At 52.5% G+C, this 16,744-nt stretch carries 19 protein-coding genes; 14 read left to right on the forward strand and 5 right to left on the reverse strand.

Annotated elements, in window-relative coordinates:
* The first annotated feature begins 58 nt into the window (after positions 1–58).
* The 9 genes from C1752_RS03650 to C1752_RS03690 all read left to right on the forward strand — a co-directional run bounded on the left by C1752_RS03650 (position 59) and on the right by C1752_RS03690 (position 8,754).
* Complete coding sequence (locus C1752_RS03650) at positions 59–364, forward strand: hypothetical protein (RefSeq protein WP_233501315.1); 306 nt, start codon at positions 59–61, stop codon at positions 362–364.
* Positions 365–719: 355 nt separating this feature from the next.
* Entirely contained in the window at positions 720–1,535 is an 816-nt protein-coding gene (locus C1752_RS03655) for a prepilin peptidase (protein WP_110984696.1), read from the forward strand.
* An 83-nt stretch (positions 1,536–1,618) separates the two neighbouring features.
* A complete protein-coding gene (locus C1752_RS03660) occupies positions 1,619–2,053 on the forward strand; it encodes an RrF2 family transcriptional regulator (RefSeq protein ID WP_110984697.1) in 435 nt (144 codons plus the stop codon).
* A 28-nt stretch (positions 2,054–2,081) separates the two neighbouring features.
* On the forward strand, positions 2,082–3,047 hold the full coding sequence (cysK, locus tag C1752_RS03665) for a cysteine synthase A (RefSeq protein WP_110984698.1): 966 nt from the start codon (positions 2,082–2,084) through the stop codon (positions 3,045–3,047).
* A gap of 65 nt (positions 3,048–3,112) precedes the next feature.
* Positions 3,113–4,399, forward strand: a complete 1,287-nt coding sequence (locus C1752_RS03670; RefSeq protein WP_110985055.1) for an FtsW/RodA/SpoVE family cell cycle protein — start codon at positions 3,113–3,115, stop codon at positions 4,397–4,399.
* Between the two features lie 65 nt (positions 4,400–4,464).
* Positions 4,465–5,205 carry a cytochrome c biogenesis protein CcdA gene (locus C1752_RS03675; protein ID WP_110984699.1) on the forward strand — a complete coding sequence of 247 codons (741 nt, stop codon included), beginning with the start codon at positions 4,465–4,467 and terminating at the stop codon, positions 5,203–5,205.
* Between the two features lie 21 nt (positions 5,206–5,226).
* Complete coding sequence (locus C1752_RS03680; RefSeq protein WP_110984700.1) at positions 5,227–6,603, forward strand: cytochrome c biogenesis protein; 1,377 nt, start codon at positions 5,227–5,229, stop codon at positions 6,601–6,603.
* Between the two features lie 54 nt (positions 6,604–6,657).
* Positions 6,658–7,833 (forward strand): 1-deoxy-D-xylulose-5-phosphate reductoisomerase, encoded by a 1,176-nt coding sequence (gene dxr / locus C1752_RS03685; RefSeq protein ID WP_110984701.1) that lies wholly within the window; start codon positions 6,658–6,660, stop codon positions 7,831–7,833.
* Positions 7,834–7,866: 33 nt separating this feature from the next.
* Positions 7,867–8,754, forward strand: a complete 888-nt coding sequence (locus C1752_RS03690; protein ID WP_110984702.1) for a 4-hydroxybenzoate solanesyltransferase — start codon at positions 7,867–7,869, stop codon at positions 8,752–8,754.
* 8 nt (positions 8,755–8,762) lie between these two features.
* Here the strand turns inward: C1752_RS03690 and C1752_RS03695 are convergent, their stop codons facing one another.
* Positions 8,763–9,272 carry an anti-sigma factor family protein gene (locus tag C1752_RS03695; protein ID WP_110984703.1) on the reverse strand — a complete coding sequence of 170 codons (510 nt, stop codon included), beginning with the start codon at positions 9,270–9,272 and terminating at the stop codon, positions 8,763–8,765.
* A 242-nt stretch (positions 9,273–9,514) separates the two neighbouring features.
* Positions 9,515–10,171 carry a sigma-70 family RNA polymerase sigma factor gene (locus tag C1752_RS03700; RefSeq protein ID WP_110984704.1) on the reverse strand — a complete coding sequence of 219 codons (657 nt, stop codon included), beginning with the start codon at positions 10,169–10,171 and terminating at the stop codon, positions 9,515–9,517.
* A 223-nt stretch (positions 10,172–10,394) separates the two neighbouring features.
* Here C1752_RS03700 and C1752_RS03705 point away from each other — a divergent pair, with 223 nt between their 5' ends.
* Positions 10,395–11,222, forward strand: coding sequence for a thiazole synthase (locus tag C1752_RS03705; protein WP_110984705.1), 828 nt, complete (start codon positions 10,395–10,397; stop codon positions 11,220–11,222).
* Between the two features lie 100 nt (positions 11,223–11,322).
* On the forward strand, positions 11,323–11,490 hold the full coding sequence (psb34, locus tag C1752_RS03710; protein WP_110984706.1) for a photosystem II assembly protein Psb34: 168 nt from the start codon (positions 11,323–11,325) through the stop codon (positions 11,488–11,490).
* A gap of 64 nt (positions 11,491–11,554) precedes the next feature.
* Here psb34 and moeB read toward each other — a convergent pair whose 3' ends face one another.
* Genes moeB through C1752_RS03725 form a run of 3 tightly spaced genes read right to left on the reverse strand, consistent with a single transcriptional unit; the run spans position 11,555 to position 14,379 of the window.
* The gene (gene moeB, locus C1752_RS03715; RefSeq protein WP_110984707.1) at positions 11,555–12,727 is read right to left on the reverse strand and encodes a molybdopterin-synthase adenylyltransferase MoeB; all 1,173 of its coding nucleotides are present in this window, start codon (positions 12,725–12,727) and stop codon (positions 11,555–11,557) included.
* A 60-nt stretch (positions 12,728–12,787) separates the two neighbouring features.
* Positions 12,788–13,258, reverse strand: coding sequence for a M67 family metallopeptidase (locus tag C1752_RS03720; protein ID WP_110984708.1), 471 nt, complete (start codon positions 13,256–13,258; stop codon positions 12,788–12,790).
* A 29-nt stretch (positions 13,259–13,287) separates the two neighbouring features.
* Positions 13,288–14,379 carry a response regulator gene (locus C1752_RS03725; RefSeq protein ID WP_158535006.1) on the reverse strand — a complete coding sequence of 364 codons (1,092 nt, stop codon included), beginning with the start codon at positions 14,377–14,379 and terminating at the stop codon, positions 13,288–13,290.
* 441 nt (positions 14,380–14,820) lie between these two features.
* On the opposite strand from C1752_RS03725, the gene C1752_RS03730 reads away from it, so the two are divergent.
* The 3 genes from C1752_RS03730 (at position 14,821) to lptB (ending at position 16,578) form a co-directional block, all read left to right on the forward strand.
* Entirely contained in the window at positions 14,821–15,327 is a 507-nt protein-coding gene (locus tag C1752_RS03730) for a DUF309 domain-containing protein (RefSeq protein WP_233501316.1), read from the forward strand.
* A gap of 27 nt (positions 15,328–15,354) precedes the next feature.
* Positions 15,355–15,768: an LptA/OstA family protein gene (locus C1752_RS03735; protein WP_110984711.1), complete on the forward strand. Its 414-nt coding sequence runs from the start codon at positions 15,355–15,357 to the stop codon at positions 15,766–15,768.
* Between the two features lie 81 nt (positions 15,769–15,849).
* Positions 15,850–16,578 carry an LPS export ABC transporter ATP-binding protein gene (gene lptB, locus C1752_RS03740; protein ID WP_110985056.1) on the forward strand — a complete coding sequence of 243 codons (729 nt, stop codon included), beginning with the start codon at positions 15,850–15,852 and terminating at the stop codon, positions 16,576–16,578.
* Positions 16,579–16,744: the final 166 nt, after the last annotated feature.

Below are 16,744 nucleotides of genomic sequence, written 5' to 3' on the forward strand. Positions count from 1 at the left end.
TGGAGGGTTTCTTGATACAAAGTACTGGTAATAATATAAATACGATAGGAACTTGCACGTGACATACGCTCATCAGCAGTCCGGCACGGTTTTAGAAACGCCTAGGGCTAGGATAGATGCCTCCCATGCACCTATTTTGGCATCCGCCCGTGCGGCTTATCATACTTACCGCAATGCTCATTTAGAGTTTGAGGCGCCCTTGGGGGTTGCTGTCGATCGAAATACGTTCCGCGGTCAACTCATCTTCTCGGCACAGCCTATTCTTTTGCCTCACGAGTGTTTTGTGACTTTGGAGCAGCTAGAGGCGCCTGAGCCAGAGAGTCCGGAGGTCGAGATAGAAGATCTTGAGGAAACAATGGTTTAGGATTGGCCAATAAGCTTTATCTGAGTGGGCTGCAGAAATAAATGCTTCCTATACTTTGGCTCAAATTTGAAAATATTAAACATCCTGTGTGGAGCGCTCAAATCTCTTGCTGGTGGTAGAACTGGGAGATTATAGGGCCGCTGGTATTGGACGTTGAAAGGTGGATGCTGATGTTACCGAAGGGCATCGTCCGCTGAGTCTGACCATGTATTTAGGAACCCTGATTTTCTGCTTGGGCGAATCCTTCTCTCAAAGCTACAGTTTCTCTCTCCACCTAAAAGATATTGCCTATCAATCTGATTTAATCAACATATCTGTTTGAGTCAGCTTAAAGGCTGTACTGAGGGATGTGAGTATGGGATTTGATTGGTCAGTGCTGGTCATTAGCTTTTTAGTTTTTGTTTTAGGAGCTTCTGTCGGCAGCTTCTTAAATGTTGTGGTCTATCGTTTGCCTGCAGGACTCTCGCTGCTGCGACCGCCGTCTCGTTGCCCATCTTGCCTGACGAAGCTGAAGCCCTACGACAATGTACCGGTGCTGGGTTGGTTGTGGCTGCGGGGGAAGTGTCGATATTGCTCGTTGCCAATTGCGCCTCGATATCCCATGGTTGAGTTTTTGGCAGGCTGTCTCTTTTTGTTGGTGTTTGTTGTGTTTGGTGTCTCGTTAAAGACGCCTGGATATTGGGTTTTTATGAGCTGGCTGCTGGCTCTAGCCTTTATCGATCTTGATACGATGACGCTGCCCAATCCGTTGACGCAGTCGGGGGTAATCCTGGGGCTGCTTTTTCAGGTCCTACTGGGCTGGAGCGCAGAAGGGGGAGCTGGTTTGGCCCAAGGACTTATTTCTGGTTTTGGGGCGGCAGTCCTGGGAATTTGGGTGTTTGACCTTGTTCAAATTGTGGGGTCTGTGGTTTTAGGGCAGACGGCGATGGGCGGGGGGGATGCAAAGCTGGCGGCTATGATTGGTGCATGGCTGGGCTGGAAGCTGATGCTCTTAAGTGCTTTTTTGGCCTGTCTTTTTGGTGCTGTGATTGGGGTTGGCGGTATTGCGCTGGGACTGATTGGGCGTCGCCAACATATTCCCTTCGGCCCTTATTTAGTTCTGGGAGCTGGGCTGGCTCTGTTTGTGGGGCCTCAAATACTGGATGTCTATTGGCAGTGGTTGGGATTCTGAGGTCTAGATCCCAAAGCCGAAGACCTCAAAGTCCGGTGGGGAACCGGGGTATACTAAGGTCTATCTTTAAGTGGATTGGCCCTGTGGAGCTTTCCTGTAAAAGTGAATATGCTCTGCTGGCTCTCATTGTGCTGGCGGATTATCACCCTGACGGGGAACCCGTTCAGATTCGTCAGATTGCGGCGCAGCAGAATATTCCTGACCGCTATCTTGAGCAGCTATTGGCGAGCTTGCGTCGCTCTGGGTTGGTGCGATCGCAACGTGGAGCGAAGGGTGGATACCTCTTAACTCGGGAGCCGTGGCAGATCACCCTGTTAGAGGTGATTAACTGCATTGAGGGACGCGATATTACTGCGCCCATTGAAGAGCTGGCTGAAACCACTGAAAGGACCGCCATCCGAGAGGTTTGGCAACGAGCCTGCTCGCAGATGAGTGCGGTGTTTCGAGACTGCACGCTGCAGGAGCTTTGCGATCGCAGGGATGCTAAACAGCCGTCGCAACTGATGTACTACATTTGAAAGAGTCCAACCGGAAGGGGTGTCAAGCATGAATATTGCCCACGATATTACTGAACTGATTGGCCGCACGCCCTTGGTGCAGCTGAACCGTATTCCCCAGGCAGAGGGATGTTTGGCACGAATCTTAGTCAAGCTGGAGAGTCTTAATCCTTCTGCTTCGGTGAAGGATCGGATCGGGATCAGCATGATCCTTAAGGCCGAGGAGCAGGGGACAATTACGCCTGGAAAAACTTTGTTAGTGGAGCCAACTTCAGGAAATACGGGAATCGCCTTAGCGATGGCAGCTGCAGCCCGTGGCTACCGACTGATTCTGACGATGCCTGAGACGATGAGTGCTGAGCGTCGAGCGATGCTGCGTGCCTATGGTGCTGAGCTGGAGCTAACGCCGGGTTCTGAAGGAATGAAGGGCTGTATCCAGCGTGCCCAAGAGATTGTAGAAAAGAACTCTGATGCTCTGATGCTGCAGCAGTTCCAGAATCCCGCTAATCCTCAGGCACACCGGGAGACGACGGCTGAAGAAATTTGGGCTGACACCGATGGTCAGGTGGATATTTTAATCGCGGGGGTTGGAACAGGCGGGACGCTCACTGGAGTGGCCGATGTTCTCAAGCAGCGTAAGGCTGATTTTCAGACCGTTGCAGTGGAGCCAGACAACAGTCCGGTGTTGTCTGGGGGATGCCCCGGTCCTCACAAGATTCAGGGGATTGGAGCCGGGTTTGTGCCGTCGGTGTTAGAAACGGATTTGATTGATGAAGTGGTGCTTGTTAAGGATGAAGATGCGATCGCATATGGTCGGCGCTTAGCTCGAGAAGAAGGACTGCTTTCGGGCATCTCTTCCGGAGCGGCGCTGGCTGCTGCTGTTCAAGTGGCTCAGCGTCCGCAGAATGAAGGCAAGCTGATCGTGATGATTCAGCCCAGCTTTGGCGAACGGTATTTGAGTACCCCACTTTTTCAAGATCCACAGCCTGCTTTTTCTAGTCCTGTAAACCTTTAAGTTCTGTCAAACGCCATCGGGTGAGGGTCTGCTATACTGGCATCGATTTTCGCCTGGGGTCCATCGTGAAGCTGCGTCGTTTAATTCCATTTTTGGATCCATCAGTACAGGACTGGTCCAGTGAGGCGCGCTGGCTCCACTGGCTGACCTTCTTTTGGCTGTCGGCGGGTTTGGTGATCTTGTTCTCCGCCACGCTGCATATGGATCAAGGAGGTGCTAATGAAGGGCTCTCTTATTTTGTGCGCCAGCTTCTGTGGGTCTCGCTGGGTTTGGTGGTCTTCTACTTTGCGGTGCATACGCCACTACAGCGATCTTTAGCGGTGGCGCGCGTCACCTTTTTTGTTTTGCTGGTCCTGATCTTTGCAACCCGTATTCCAGGTGTAGGCGCTTCCGTCAACGGGGCAAGCCGCTGGATCTTGATTGGGCCGGTTCCGCTGCAGCCTTCTGAACTGATGAAGCCGTTTTTGATTTTGCAGGGTGCCTCCATCTTTGGTCGGTGGTCACGGTTGCCGATGCGGGATCGCCTGTCTTGGCTGGGACTGTTTGCCGCGACGCTGTTTGCAATTTTGATACAGCCGAACCTGAGCACTACGGCTCTGTGTGGGATTACGCTGTGGCTTGTGGCACTGGCGGCGGGATTGTCATTACAAAGTTTGGGCTTGACGGCTTTGGCGGGTGCGGGACTAGCTGCCTTGAGCATTTTTCGCAATGAGTATCAGATGCGGCGGATGCTCTCGTTTACGAATCCTTGGGCTGATTCACTGGGAGATGGCTATCAGCTCAGTCAAAGTCTGCTGGCCGTTGGCTCTGGGGGCGTCACGGGGGCCGGTTTTGGTGCGTCTCAGCAAAAGCTATCCTATCTTCCGTTTCAGCACACAGATTTTATCTTCTCTATCTTTGCGGAGGAGTTTGGGCTTTTAGGTGGGCTGTCTTTGCTACTGCTGCTGTTTGCCTATAGCCTGTTGGCGCTGCGGGTGGTTGCTAAAACAATGGATCCGACCCATCGCTTGATCGGTACAGGAGCAATGGTGGTGTTGATTGGGCAGGCTTTGATCAATATCGGGGTGGCGATTGGTGTTTTGCCAACGACGGGTTTGCCTTTTCCGTTACTCAGCTATGGCGGTAGCTCAATGATTGCGAGTTTAGCGATTTCGGGCCTTCTGATTCGGGTGGCCCGTGAGAGCCAAGGAGCCGAAGTTGTGCCTTTACAGGCAGAGCCTGCTTTTGGCGGAGCGCCTCATTTAAAATCTCTGTCCTCCGCTGCAGCTTTGGCGTCTGAGCAGGATATGCTGGCCCAAAAGCGTCAAGCCTGGGCAAAACAAAGAAAAACACGGCGGCGGAAGAGGCGCTAGCAACGAACCGGACTTCGTTAAGATGTAGGTTGAAGCATGCTTAAAAAGGATTACGGCTTACATCCATGATCGATTCGCTGCAGCTGCAGCTTTATCACTTAGAGCAATTCGCAAATCATTTGGTATCCGGCCAGCTTGATCACCTGAGTCTTGTCAGTTTAGGGGTGATTTTTGCGGCGGGTCTACTCACCAGTTTGACGCCCTGTACCCTTTCGATGCTTCCGATTACGGTGGGTTATATTGGCGGCTACGAAGCTGACAGTCGTTGGTTTGCTGTTCGGCAGTCGATTTGGTTCTGTCTGGGATTGGCGTCAACTTTGACTGGATTCGGTATTCTGGCGGCGATGGTGGGCCGTATCTATGGCCAAGTTGGCGGTGGACTTGCGATCGCCGTTAGCCTGCTTGCCATCCTCATGGGTCTCAACCTGCTGCAGGTCTTACCGCTGCGCTTCCCGAGCTTAGATAACGTTGACCTTGATAAGCTGCCGGTGCCGCGTGGGGTGCGAACCTTCCTTGTGGGCCTTACCTTTGGACTGGTGGCCTCTCCCTGCAGTACGCCTGTTTTAGCAACGCTCCTCGCCTGGATCTCAACGACGCAGGATCCTTTGCTGGGCGCAGGGTTGCTCCTGTCCTACACGGCTGGGTACACTGCCCCGTTGTTGATTGCTGGCACCTTCACTGCTGCGATTAAGCGTTTTCTAGAACTGCGCCGCTGGTCTGCTTGGATTACGCCCGCCAGCGGTGTGCTGCTGATTGGGTTTGGAATGTTTTCGCTGCTGACGCGGATGTTCCCATCTGCGATTTAACGATTTAGACTATTTTTGCTCATGACTTTACAACCGTCTGGACCCCAAGCTTACTTTAAGCGTGAACTACTGCCTGTATTGGCCGATCTGCGGCTAGCGATTGTGTTGCTACTTGCGATCGCATTTTTCAGCATCTCGGGCACGGTGATTGAGCAAGGCCAGTCGGTTGCGTTCTATCAGGCCAACTATCCTGAAGATCCGGCTCTGTTCGGGTTTTTAACCTGGAACGTTTTGCTCACCATCGGCTTAGATCACGTCTATCGGACCTGGTGGTTTCTGGCGCTGCTGATCTTATTTGGCAGTAGCCTAACGGCCTGCACCTTTACCCGTCAGCTTCCGGCCCTTAAAGCGGCCCGCTCCTGGAAGTTTTATCAACAGCCGCGCCAGTTTGAAAAATTGGCCCTCAGCACCACAGTGGCACTTCCTTCTTTAGGTGGCGTGGAGGCTGCGCTGGAGCAGCAGAAATTCAAAATTTTTCAGGACGGCGACACTATCTATGCCCGGAAAGGGATTGTGGGCCGCATTGGTCCCATTGTTGTTCACGCTAGTATGCTGCTAATTCTGCTGGGGTCCATTGTGGGGGCAATGACCGGCTTTATGGCTCAGCAGATGATTCCCAGCGGTTCCACAACGAAAATTGACAATATTGTGAAGGCGGGACCTTGGGCGAAATCCCAGATTCCGCAAGACTGGGCGGTGAAAGTCAACCGCTTTTGGATTGACTATACCCCTGACGGCTCTATCGATCAGTTCTATTCCGATCTCTCTGTGGTTGATGAACAGGACCAGGAGCTAGATCGGCAAACGATCCACGTTAATAAGCCCCTCAAGCATAAGGGTGTGACGCTCTATCAGGCGGATTGGTCGATTGCCGGGGTCAAGGTACAGCTCAACAACAGTCCGGTTTTGGGACTGCCGATGCGATCGCTTCCCTCTGTTGCCGAGGGTCGCCTCTGGGGAACCTGGGTGCCCACCAGCCCTGACCTCAGCTCGGGCGTGGCTCTGATTACAGCCGATATGCAGGGGACGCTGGTGATGTATGACCGCGCGGGCCAGATGATTGGCACGGTGCGGTCCGGTAGCTCTGTCGAGGTGAATGGCGTCACGCTCAAGGTGATTGACGTTGTGGGGAGTGCGGGGCTACAGATCAAGGCAGATCCTGGTATCCCGATTGTCTATGCCGGCTACGGATTGCTGATGCTGGGGGTGATCATGAGCTATGTCTCGCATTCGCAAATCTGGGTGCTGCTCAAAGATCAAAAGCTTTATCTGGGCGGACGCACGAATCGAGCCCAGGTCACCTTTGAGCGGGAGTTTATTGACTTCGTTGAGCAGGTGAGTCAGTTGCCAGGTCCAGTCGAAGATTCGCCAGTCGTTGAGGCAGAGCCAGTGGGTTAGAGCATCGCCCCCCAAGCCTGTAAGATAGGGAAGCTGCTTAAAGCTTAAAAAACTGTGAAAAAAATCACTCTTCTTGGCTCAACGGGTTCTATTGGCACCCAAACGCTGGATATTGTGGCCCAGTATCCCGAGCAGTTTCAGATTGTGGGACTGGCTGCAGGTCGCAATCTAGAGCTATTGACGGAGCAGATTAAGCGCTTTCGGCCAGAAATTGTTGCGATCTCAAATCCTGAGCAGCTACCGGAGCTGAGGGATGCGATCTCCGCTCTAGATTCCCCACCTCAACTGCTAGCGGGTGAAGCAGGCGTCTGTGAAGTGGCAGCCTACGGTGATTCTGAATCTGTTGTCACTGGAATTGTAGGTTGTGCGGGCCTGCTGCCGACTATTTCAGCGATTAAAGCTGGCAAAGATATTGCTTTAGCAAATAAAGAAACGCTGATCGCTGGAGCGCCCGTTGTCTTGCCGCTGGTGGAGCAGTACGGCGTCAAGCTCCTGCCTGCCGACTCTGAGCATTCAGCCATCTTTCAGTGTCTCCAAGGCGTTCCCAAAGATAGATTGCGGCGAATCCTACTAACCGCGTCAGGGGGTTCCTTCCGTGACTGGCCGGTGGAAAAATTGAAGGATGTCACCGTAGCAGATGCCCTCAAGCATCCCAATTGGTCGATGGGGCGCAAGATCACCATTGATTCAGCGACCTTGATGAACAAAGGGCTAGAGGTTATTGAAGCCCATTATTTGTTTGACGTTGACTACGACCAAATTGACATCGTTATTCACCCCCAGAGCATTATTCACTCTCTGATTGAGCTGCAGGATACTTCTGTTCTGGCGCAACTGGGTTGGCCAGATATGCGTTTGCCGCTTCTCTATGCGCTCTCTTGGCCGGAGCGAGTCGCAACGGATTGGGAGCCGCTCGATTTAGTGAAGTCCGGTGACCTAACCTTTAGAGAGCCAGATCATCAGAAGTATCCCTGCATGAATCTCGCCTACGCCGTGGGGCGGGCCGGTGGTGCCATGCCTGCTGTCTTGAACGCCGCTAATGAGCAGGCTGTGGCTCTGTTCTTAGACGAAAAAATTACGTTCCTAGAGATTCCGCAGGTGATTGAGAGGGTTTGCAATTGCTTCGATATGCGCAACTTGGCCGCGCCGAACTTAGAAGATATTTTGGCGGCAGATCAGTGGGCTAGACAGGAAGTGCTGACTCAATCTGCGACCCCTACCCTTGTTTGATTAAGATAATAAGAAGAAATGTAACGCTCTTATATGTCCACTGTTCAATCTTCTTCCTCTCTTAGTTCCCAGGGAAAAGCGATTATCAAGCTGCTGCGGTGGGATAAGCCGACGGGGCGCTTAGTTCTAATGATCCCGGCACTGTGGGCTGTGTTCTTGGCAACCCAAGGATCTCCTCCCGCATTATTGGTGCTGGTTATTGTCTTAGGTAGTTTGGCGACCAGTGCTGCCGGATGTGTCGTTAATGATCTGTGGGATCGAGACATTGACCCCCATGTGAATCGGACTAAAAAACGGCCTTTGGCCTCGAAGGCGCTCACCGTGCAGGTGGGGTTGGGCGTGGCTCTCGTGGCCTTTGTCTGTGCCTTTGGCCTGTCCCGTTACTTAAATCCGCTGAGTTTTTGGCTCTGCGTGGGAGCGGTGCCGGTGATTATTGGCTATCCGCTGGCAAAACGCGTGTTCCCTGTGCCGCAATTAGTACTTGCGATCGCATGGGGCTTTGCGGTGTTAATTAGCTGGTCTGCCGCCGCTGCTCGTTTAGAGCCTGCGACTTGGCTTCTGTGGACGGCAACCGTTTTCTGGACCCTCGGTTTTGATACCATCTATGCGATGCCAGATCGTCCCGACGACCGACGCCTGGGCATCAATTCCAGTGCCCTATTCTTTGGACGCTATGTTGTTGCTGCCATTGGTCTTTTCTTCGCCGCAACAGTTGCCGCTTTGGTGGGCCTAGGCTTAATCCTGCAGCTCAAAATAGCGTACTGGCTCACCTTGATCTGTAGCGGCTATTTATGGATTAGACAGGTGTTTTTACTGCGGCACCGGCACGTGCCGACACAGGCCTACGGCCAGCTCTTTCGCCAAAACGTTTGGATTGGCTTTCTCCTATTGGGAGGAATGGTGGCCGGATATCTACTGTAAGGTTGCCCCTAATCTCTTTCTACACCGGTATTAGAAACATTAATGGCTGCAGGAAGCTCCACGGGCGGATGCTCAATTGCAATCATGAGGCCTGAAGGCTCCACCGTCTCTTGCAAAGGGGGCGTGTTCACTGATGCAACGACAGGACTCTCGATGCCGCTATCTTGCGTCTCAGCAAACTGAGGCGATAAAGGTCCACCATTCCAGGCACCCGCAATCGCGCCGACGGTACCGGCTACGGCAGCTGCTGCTAGAGTACTCCACAGCGGCAGGCGGCGACGAGAGTCGATGCGCTCGAAAACGCGATCAATGGTCTGATCGACCGGTGCTGCGCTGGGGGTCGGAAGGGATTGACAGCTACGCTGCAGCGTCAGTAAGCGCTGGTAAAGCGTGTAAAACTCAGAATCATTCGTGAGCCATTGCTCAACCTGTTTGCGCTCCTCTGCCGACACCTCATGATCGAGATAGGCGCTGAGTAATTCAAATCGGTCGTTGTTCAAGGTGTCAATGTTATCCATAGCAGCATCTCACTTGCCCTATTCGGGAAATTATCAAAGATAGACAGACAAAGTTCGAGAAGAGAAGCCCAACAAGGTCTGGTAAAGGTCATAGTCCTGATGGCAGCCTTTGAAATCAGGGTATGGCTGAAAGCAAGTGTCCGAGACAGTCTTACTTTAAATTTAGCGTAAGTTTTGGTCTATACCAAGGGCTGATGGCTGCCCCTAACCCTAGAATGGGCAGAAAACAGAATGATTTAACACTAGTCCTGCAAATAACCCTGAAGTTCTGATTGCAGACGCTGTCTTGCCCGAGCAATTCGCGATTTTACGGTGCCCAACGACACGCCAGTAATCTCGGCAATGTCTTCGTAGGGCATTCCCTCAATCTCGCGCAGGACGATGGTTGTGCGAAAGACTTCTGGCAATTCTGCGATCGCAACGCGAAGCTGCTGGTAGAACTCATGGGTGGTGAGGTTATCCTCTGGCCCTGGATCACCCGAGGCAATCTCCCAATTGAGGTTGCCATCTTCCATAGCAATGGGGGCGTCGAGGGAGAGAGGGCTGCGGTGACGCTTGCGTTTGCGCAGCTCGTCATAAAACAAATTGGTGGCAATGCGGCTCAGCCATCCGCGAAATTTCGCCGGTTCATGGAGGCGGTTAATATTGCGGTAAACCCGAATCCAGACTTCCTGGGCAAGATCGGCTCGATCGTCCCAGTCGGGTGCTAAATGATAGAGAACACGATTGACGTGGGATTGGTACCGACGCAGTAGCTCTGAAAAGGCAGAGCGGTCGGGTCGCAGTCCCTGTTGGCAGAGCTGCACCAAGTCGTTGTTCGCAAGTTTTTCTGCCGGAATTTGCACTTGAGGTTCTATACCCTCAGCCCGAGACCAAGACAAAGGAAGACTGTGTGACATGAGTTGAGTCAACCATAATACACTCTTCCCCTTCAGACGGGAGGTGATATGACAGAGTTCCCTTGATTTTTCTATTGTTACCCTGCCATAGGACTCCAGCTCTAGGGGGATTGTTACATAAACCGATACGTTCCTCTCGAATGTGGCTCAGAAAAAGTTCTAAGCTGGAAGGTGTTAGACCTGCTCGCAGCAGGTCTCGGAATATTTTCACCCCCAAGTTTTCATGCAGACTTTAGACTCTCCAAAATCTTCGGCTCTACCGCAGGCTGCTCTCACCATTGCCGGTCGGTCGTTTAGTTCTCGGCTGATGACGGGGACCGGTAAGTATCGTTCAATCTCTGAGATGTCTGATTGTGTCTCGGCCTCTGGGACTCAAATCGTGACGGTGGCGGTCCGGCGCGTGCAAACCAATGCTCCAGGCCATGAAGGCCTGGTAGAAGCGCTGGACTGGTCAAAAATCTGGATGTTGCCCAACACGGCGGGCTGTCAAACGGCTGAGGATGCCGTGCGCGTGGCGCGTTTAGGCCGCGAAATGGCAAAGCTGCTGGGCCAAGAAGACAACAACTGGGTCAAGCTTGAGGTGATCCCTGACCCTAAATATTTGCTGCCTGACCCCATCGGAACGCTAACGGCGGCGGAGCAACTGGTCAAAGAAGGGTTCGCGGTGCTGCCTTATATCAATGCAGATCCTCTGCTGGCAAAGCATCTGCAGGAGCTGGGGTGCGCCACGGTTATGCCGCTAGGATCGCCCATTGGGTCAGGTCAAGGCATCCAAAATGCGGCTAATATTCAGATCATTATTGAGAACGCCATCGTACCGGTTGTGGTGGATGCCGGGATCGGTACGCCTAGCGAGGCGGTGTGGGCGATGGAGTTGGGAGCGGATGCCCTGCTCGTTAATACTGCGATCGCAAAGGCAGCAAACCCCAAAGCAATGGCTCGGGCGATGGGGCTGGCGACTGAGGCGGGGCGACTGGCCTATCACTCCGGGAGAATTCCGGTTAAAGCCTATGCCAGCGCGAGTTCCCCGACGACGGGAGTCGTGGATTGAAGGGGATGTTAGCCGTGATCCTGAGGGCAATAATCCTAGAAAAGAAGCGAAAAGACTCTGGTATACTTTGCAAAAAGTAATGACATAAGAGCTTTGCCCTATGCGCGTCACGGAAGATGGAGATCGTCTCAACAACTATGCTTCTGAGCCTAAGGCTTACGCGGCAGAGCCGATGACAGAGACGCAGAAGAAAACCTACATCGCCGTTGGCGTGGGTTCATTAGTACTGTTGGCGGGCATGGTTGCGATCGCAACATTCGTCTCCTAAGGCGTTTATTCCCCAGAGTCATCTGTCTCCTAAAGCAATAACCTGAAATTTGGCCAATATCGGCTTAGTAATCAGGCACACTGGCATCAATCTCGCGGCTCCAGGCTTGAATGCCGCCGGTCACGTTGGTGCCCTCAATTCCTGCCGCCTGTAAAATTCCGAGCGCCTTTGCCGATCGTCCCCCCATTTTGCAGTGGGCAATCAGGCGATGACCATTCAAGAGATCCTTTACTTTGGCGACGCCTTCACCACTCTCGATCTCTGAAAGCGGCACCAGCACAGAACCTTCAATGCGAGCAATCTCATACTCATTAGGATTGCGAACGTCAACCAAGACATAGTCCTGCGCGTTGCTCTCCAGCAATGTCTTCAGATCTTGAACCGTCATTTCTTGCATATTGGCCTGCCTTTTTTCTTCCTCTGCTTTGGCTTGGGGAATGCCGCAGAACTCCTCGTAGTCCACCAGCTTTTCAATCACGGGACGCTCGGGGTTCGGACGCAGCTTCAACTCCCTGAAGCTCATGTCAAGGGAGTTATAGAGCAGCAGCCGACCGCTCAAGGTGGTTCCCTGGCCCAGAATAATCTTGACCGTCTCAGTGGCCTGAATGACGCCAATGATCCCTGGCAAAATACCCAGCACGCCTCCCTCCGCACAGGAAGGAACGAGACCCGGTGGGGGTGGCTCGGGATAAAGATCGCGGTAGTTGGGGCCACCTTCGTAGTTGAAGACCGTAGCCTGTCCCTCAAAGCGATAGATCGAACCGTAGACGTTGGGCTTATCTAGTAGAACGCAGGCATCATTGACGAGATATCGGGTGGGGAAATTATCGGTACCATCCACCACAATGTCGTAGGGCTCCAGAATTTCTAAGGCATTGTCGGCACTGAGGGCATCATCATACAGATCAACCTGGCACAGGGGATTAATCTCGTGAATGCGGTGCTTTGCCGACTCAATTTTGAGTTTGCCCACCCAGGATGTCCCGTGAATCACCTGCCGCTGTAAGTTCGACTGATCCACAATGTCAAAGTCTACGATCCCGAGACGACCGACGCCCGCTGCGGCTAGGTAAAGCAGCAGAGGAGAACCTAGGCCGCCGGTGCCAATACAGAGGACGCTGGCTGCCTTGAGTCGCTTTTGGCCCTCTAGACCTACCTCCGGCAGAATCAAATGTCGAGAGTAGCGTTCGTACTCTTCAGGTGTGAGCTGGACCTGATCCAGATTGGGATTAAGCATGGCTGAGAACCTTAGGCAAAAAGAGGGTATAGATAGCGATTGGGAACACAGAGGAATACATTACTGCTGATGACTTTTCACAATAATGGTCTCAGACTGAAACCTCTCATGCTCATCAAGCCTCCAGCTTTGCAAATCACAGGCGATGCCCTGCTGCACAGACACAATAATGTAGGAATACTGCGGCCAGGCCCACTTGCGATCGCACTCTGACGGAACCGCTGACTGATCTGGATGAGAATGGTAGACCCCTATAATATCGCAACCGAGGGCGCGAGCAACCTTCTGAGTGCGCAGCAGATCTTCCGGAGCAATGGCATAGCGTCGAGTGGTGCTGAATCCTTCTGTTTGGGGCCATTCAGTTTGCTTATCCCAAGCATTTGGCGCTGGCTCCACCCCCTGCACTGTTCTGTGCCAAATGCCTTCTTCAAGCACGCTGTGGCCGATCAGTAAGCCACAGCACTCATCGGCATAGGCCCGCTCACCGTGATCTTTAATGGTCTGTAGTTGATCAGGATGAACGGTTAGCACAGGATCTGAGGAACATCCCCTGATAGGGGTTAAGCATGAATGAGTGCCTTGCTCTGGCTAGGATTTGCCACTGCATCATCCTGCGACGGTGAGAGTTCCTGTACCAAGGCTCGGAGCTCATCAGGTCGCACCGGCTTTGAGAGCGTTGTCGTACTGCCGCAGAGGCGATTGCGGAAGTTCCCGATCAGGCTCTCGCGATCCTTAAGAATGACAATGGGCAGAGTACTCAAAAACTCAATTCGACGCAGGAGACGGCAGAGTGCGTACCCGTCTATATCCGGCAGATCGCTACCGAGCAAGATTAAGTTCGGAGGTTGTTCAGCTAGTGTCGTAAAAACCTTTGTGGGGTTCACGATCGGGATCATGCTGTAACCAGCCGGTTCCAACGTTTTGCGGACTAAAGACTGCAGCGCTTGACTGGGATCAATACAGGCGACTCTTGGCTGGTTGAGCGTCTGTACACCTTCGTAAGGGTTGACCCCGACCGCGCCATATTTAATTAAAGGATGAATCGTAATCGCTAAATCTTTAACATCCATTGAAAAACGACTGGCGAGTTCGTATAGGCAAAGATTTTTTTTGAGCGCCACTGTTAAGTGGGAGAGGCGGCAATAGGTACCCTGCATGTATCGCAAAAAGTATACGAGCTTATCCCAGTCTTGGATAAAGGGCCTTTGAAAGGCTGAGCTCATATCGGTATGCATCAGCGACCACTGATCAATGTGGGGTTCTATCGGCCAGATGAGCTTCCAAAGTGGAGAAGAAAGGAGAAGGGGATCAAGCTGCACTTGGGCTTCAAAGTTGACCTTCGGTTTGGGGATTGCTAGCAACTGAATGAGAGCTTCTTGAGTCACAAGGGTCAACAGATCTCGAAACTGAGGGACCGTGAGCTGTTCTGATCGCCAGAGCTGACACAAAAATTCGTAGTCAGAGAACGGCTCCGAGGGCAGCGTCAGCTCACATTGCGGAACATATTGCTGTAGCAGATAGGAGAGTCTTTCCGTTTGTCCTGCAGTACTTTCGGCAAAATGAATCTGCCCATCACCAAAGTAAACGCGCCAGCCCACGGTCTGATCGATCGGGTTATGGAAAGTCACGCGTCCTGAGGGATATTCACCCATCAGATTGCTAAGTACTTGAGAGGAAGATAGCCGAGATCGGCTTAGGCTCTGCGACGGTCTTCCTGGTGCAGCGTAATTCATAATACCCCCGACGACGTTGTGCTGAGAACCCATTTCTTGGATTCCTCGACGGTGGTAGGTTCCGTCAGAATGTAGATTATCTGTTCTAAAACTGATGTCATGTGAGTTCAGCTTGGTCTAGACGTGTCATGCTCCACCCCACTGTCCTAGTAAAACAAACATTCTCTCGTTTGTCGCTAGCACATACAAATAGAAACTACCTCTGTATTCTTACGGAGTGCAACTTAGGCCATGATGCCCAAACCTATCAGAGGGCTAACACCCTTGTAGACGGTCCTGGATACCCTAACTTAAGATTGTCTTTATACTCTAGCGTGTTGACGCTCTGTGAAGAAATGTTGCGTCTCCGGGTATGGCTCCGTGAACTTACGGAAGTTGATAAAACTATGTGAACAGGAGATAGGAGATGCCGTTGTGACTGACGTGATGCCAGAGGCGTTTTGGCGGGGGGTGCGGGAATTTAACCGTGGCGATTACTATGCCTGTCACGACACGCTAGAGGCACTGTGGATGGTCGCCTCTGACCCACCCAAAAGTCTCTATCAGGGAATTTTGCAGATAGCCGTGGCCTGCTATCACTTAGGGAACCAAAATTGGTTAGGGGCGGTCACCCTCTTGGGTGAAGGAACTCGGCGGTTGCAGTCGTACAAACCCACCTATGCCGAGCTTGATATTGAACAGCTAGTTGTTGCTGGAACTGCCCTGCTCACGCAGCTTCAAGAGGCAGGGGCAGAGCAGCTTCACTTGTTCACTGATGCTGAGCAATCATCTGTGAAAGGGTCTGCGAGACTCTATTTGCGGATGATTGCAGACGACTCAGCATCGGACGAGTGTTTTGCAAAGCACAGAGCGTCGGCACATAATTAAAGTGACTCTCGGGTAGGAACATTCATAATGCTGAAATGGGCCAAAATCGGGCTGGTTACACCAGTTGTGCTGAGCTGTTTTTGGCTGGGATCAACCTCGTTAAACTCGGCTCAGGGACAGTCCCGATCGCTGACGCTGCGGGCTGACATTCAGCAGGCAAATGCGAAGACGGGTGTGGTCACGGCCAGCGGCAATGTTCAGCTCAGCTATCCAGCGCGCCAAATTCAGGCGACGTCTGCTCAGGCACAATACTACAGTCGAGAGCGCCGGATTATCCTTAGTGGTAATGTGTATGTCCTGCAGGCCGGTAATAGCTTGCGGGCTGAAACTATTACCTACTTGATTGATGAAGGTCGGTTTGTGGCGGTTAACGATCCAGCCACACAAGTCGAGGCCGTGATCGTCGTTGAGGATCAAGATGTCCCGATTGTCGACAATTAGGAACTTCAGAGTAGCTCGTGCGATTGTTGATCCATGGTGGTTGTCCTTGCTTCAAGGGTGGCGAGCTGGGAGCAAACGACCATGAGACTGTTGCTTCAGGACGTTTGTAAATCCTATCGTCGCCGCAGCATTGTCAATAACATGACGCTTTCGGTGCACCAGGGAGAAATTGTGGGATTGCTCGGTCCCAACGGGGCGGGTAAAACAACAACGTTTTATCTTGCGACGGGTCTAGAGCGTCCTGATCAGGGGCGGGTTTGGCTCGGTAGTCGTGATATTACGCGCTTACCGATGCATCGACGGGCCAGATTGGGGATGAGCTATTTGGCTCAAGAGGCCAGTATCTTTCGTGATTTGACGGTGCGGGACAATTTGCTGCTAGTGATGGAGCAGACGCAGGTTCCTCGGCAACAGTGGCATCAGCGTGTTGAGAATCTGCTCACTGAATTTCAGCTTCATGGTGTGGCTTCGACGCTGGGGCAAGCGGTTTCTGGGGGCGAGCGTCGGCGGACGGAACTAGCGCGGGCGTTGGCTGCTGGCTCTAATGGACCTGATTTTTTGCTGCTGGATGAACCGTTCGCAGGCGTTGACCCGATTGCGGTGGCTGATATTCAGACGGTTATGCGACGGCTACGCGATCGCAACTTGGGCATTTTGATTACCGACCACAACGTCCGTGAAACGTTAGCGATTACAGACCGTGCCTACATCATGCGGGAGGGCTATATTCTCGCCTCGGGAAAACCAGAAGAACTCTACCGCCATCCCCAAGTGCGTCAGTATTACCTGGGGGAAAGCTTTCAGCGATGAGCGATGGCCTTTAGTTTGCATATCAAACATGAGCCCACTCCCTGCAAGACTCCAGAGAGACTGTATTCTAGCCTTCCCCCTGATGAGGGTGACGTGCGTTGCGAGCGATGTAGCCTAGCCACAATCCTGCTCGAATTTCTTGCATAAACCCACTATGCTGATATCA

Origin of the sequence: Acaryochloris thomasi RCC1774, assembly GCF_003231495.1 — a bacterium.
Classification (GTDB): Bacteria; Cyanobacteriota; Cyanobacteriia; order Thermosynechococcales; family Thermosynechococcaceae; genus RCC1774.

What these genes read in the sequence shown, in the direction of transcription:
- C1752_RS03675 (WP_110984699.1), top strand. Translation starts at nt 4,465, where the DNA reads ATGATCGATTCGCTGCAGCTGCAGCTTTATCACTTAGAGCAATTCGCA.
- C1752_RS03655 (WP_110984696.1), top strand. Translation starts at nt 720, where the DNA reads ATGGGATTTGATTGGTCAGTGCTGGTCATTAGCTTTTTAGTTTTTGTT.
- C1752_RS03700 (WP_110984704.1), bottom strand. Translation starts at nt 10,171, where the DNA reads ATGTCACACAGTCTTCCTTTGTCTTGGTCTCGGGCTGAGGGTATAGAA.
- C1752_RS03705 (WP_110984705.1), top strand. Translation starts at nt 10,395, where the DNA reads ATGCAGACTTTAGACTCTCCAAAATCTTCGGCTCTACCGCAGGCTGCT.
- lptB (WP_110985056.1), top strand. Translation starts at nt 15,850, where the DNA reads ATGAGACTGTTGCTTCAGGACGTTTGTAAATCCTATCGTCGCCGCAGC.
- C1752_RS03695 (WP_110984703.1), bottom strand. Translation starts at nt 9,272, where the DNA reads ATGGATAACATTGACACCTTGAACAACGACCGATTTGAATTACTCAGC.
- cysK (WP_110984698.1), top strand. Translation starts at nt 2,082, where the DNA reads ATGAATATTGCCCACGATATTACTGAACTGATTGGCCGCACGCCCTTG.
- C1752_RS03735 (WP_110984711.1), top strand. Translation starts at nt 15,355, where the DNA reads ATGCTGAAATGGGCCAAAATCGGGCTGGTTACACCAGTTGTGCTGAGC.
- psb34 (WP_110984706.1), top strand. Translation starts at nt 11,323, where the DNA reads ATGCGCGTCACGGAAGATGGAGATCGTCTCAACAACTATGCTTCTGAG.
- C1752_RS03690 (WP_110984702.1), top strand. Translation starts at nt 7,867, where the DNA reads ATGTCCACTGTTCAATCTTCTTCCTCTCTTAGTTCCCAGGGAAAAGCG.
- C1752_RS03680 (WP_110984700.1), top strand. Translation starts at nt 5,227, where the DNA reads ATGACTTTACAACCGTCTGGACCCCAAGCTTACTTTAAGCGTGAACTA.
- C1752_RS03725 (WP_158535006.1), bottom strand. Translation starts at nt 14,379, where the DNA reads ATGGGTGAATATCCCTCAGGACGCGTGACTTTCCATAACCCGATCGAT.
- moeB (WP_110984707.1), bottom strand. Translation starts at nt 12,727, where the DNA reads ATGCTTAATCCCAATCTGGATCAGGTCCAGCTCACACCTGAAGAGTAC.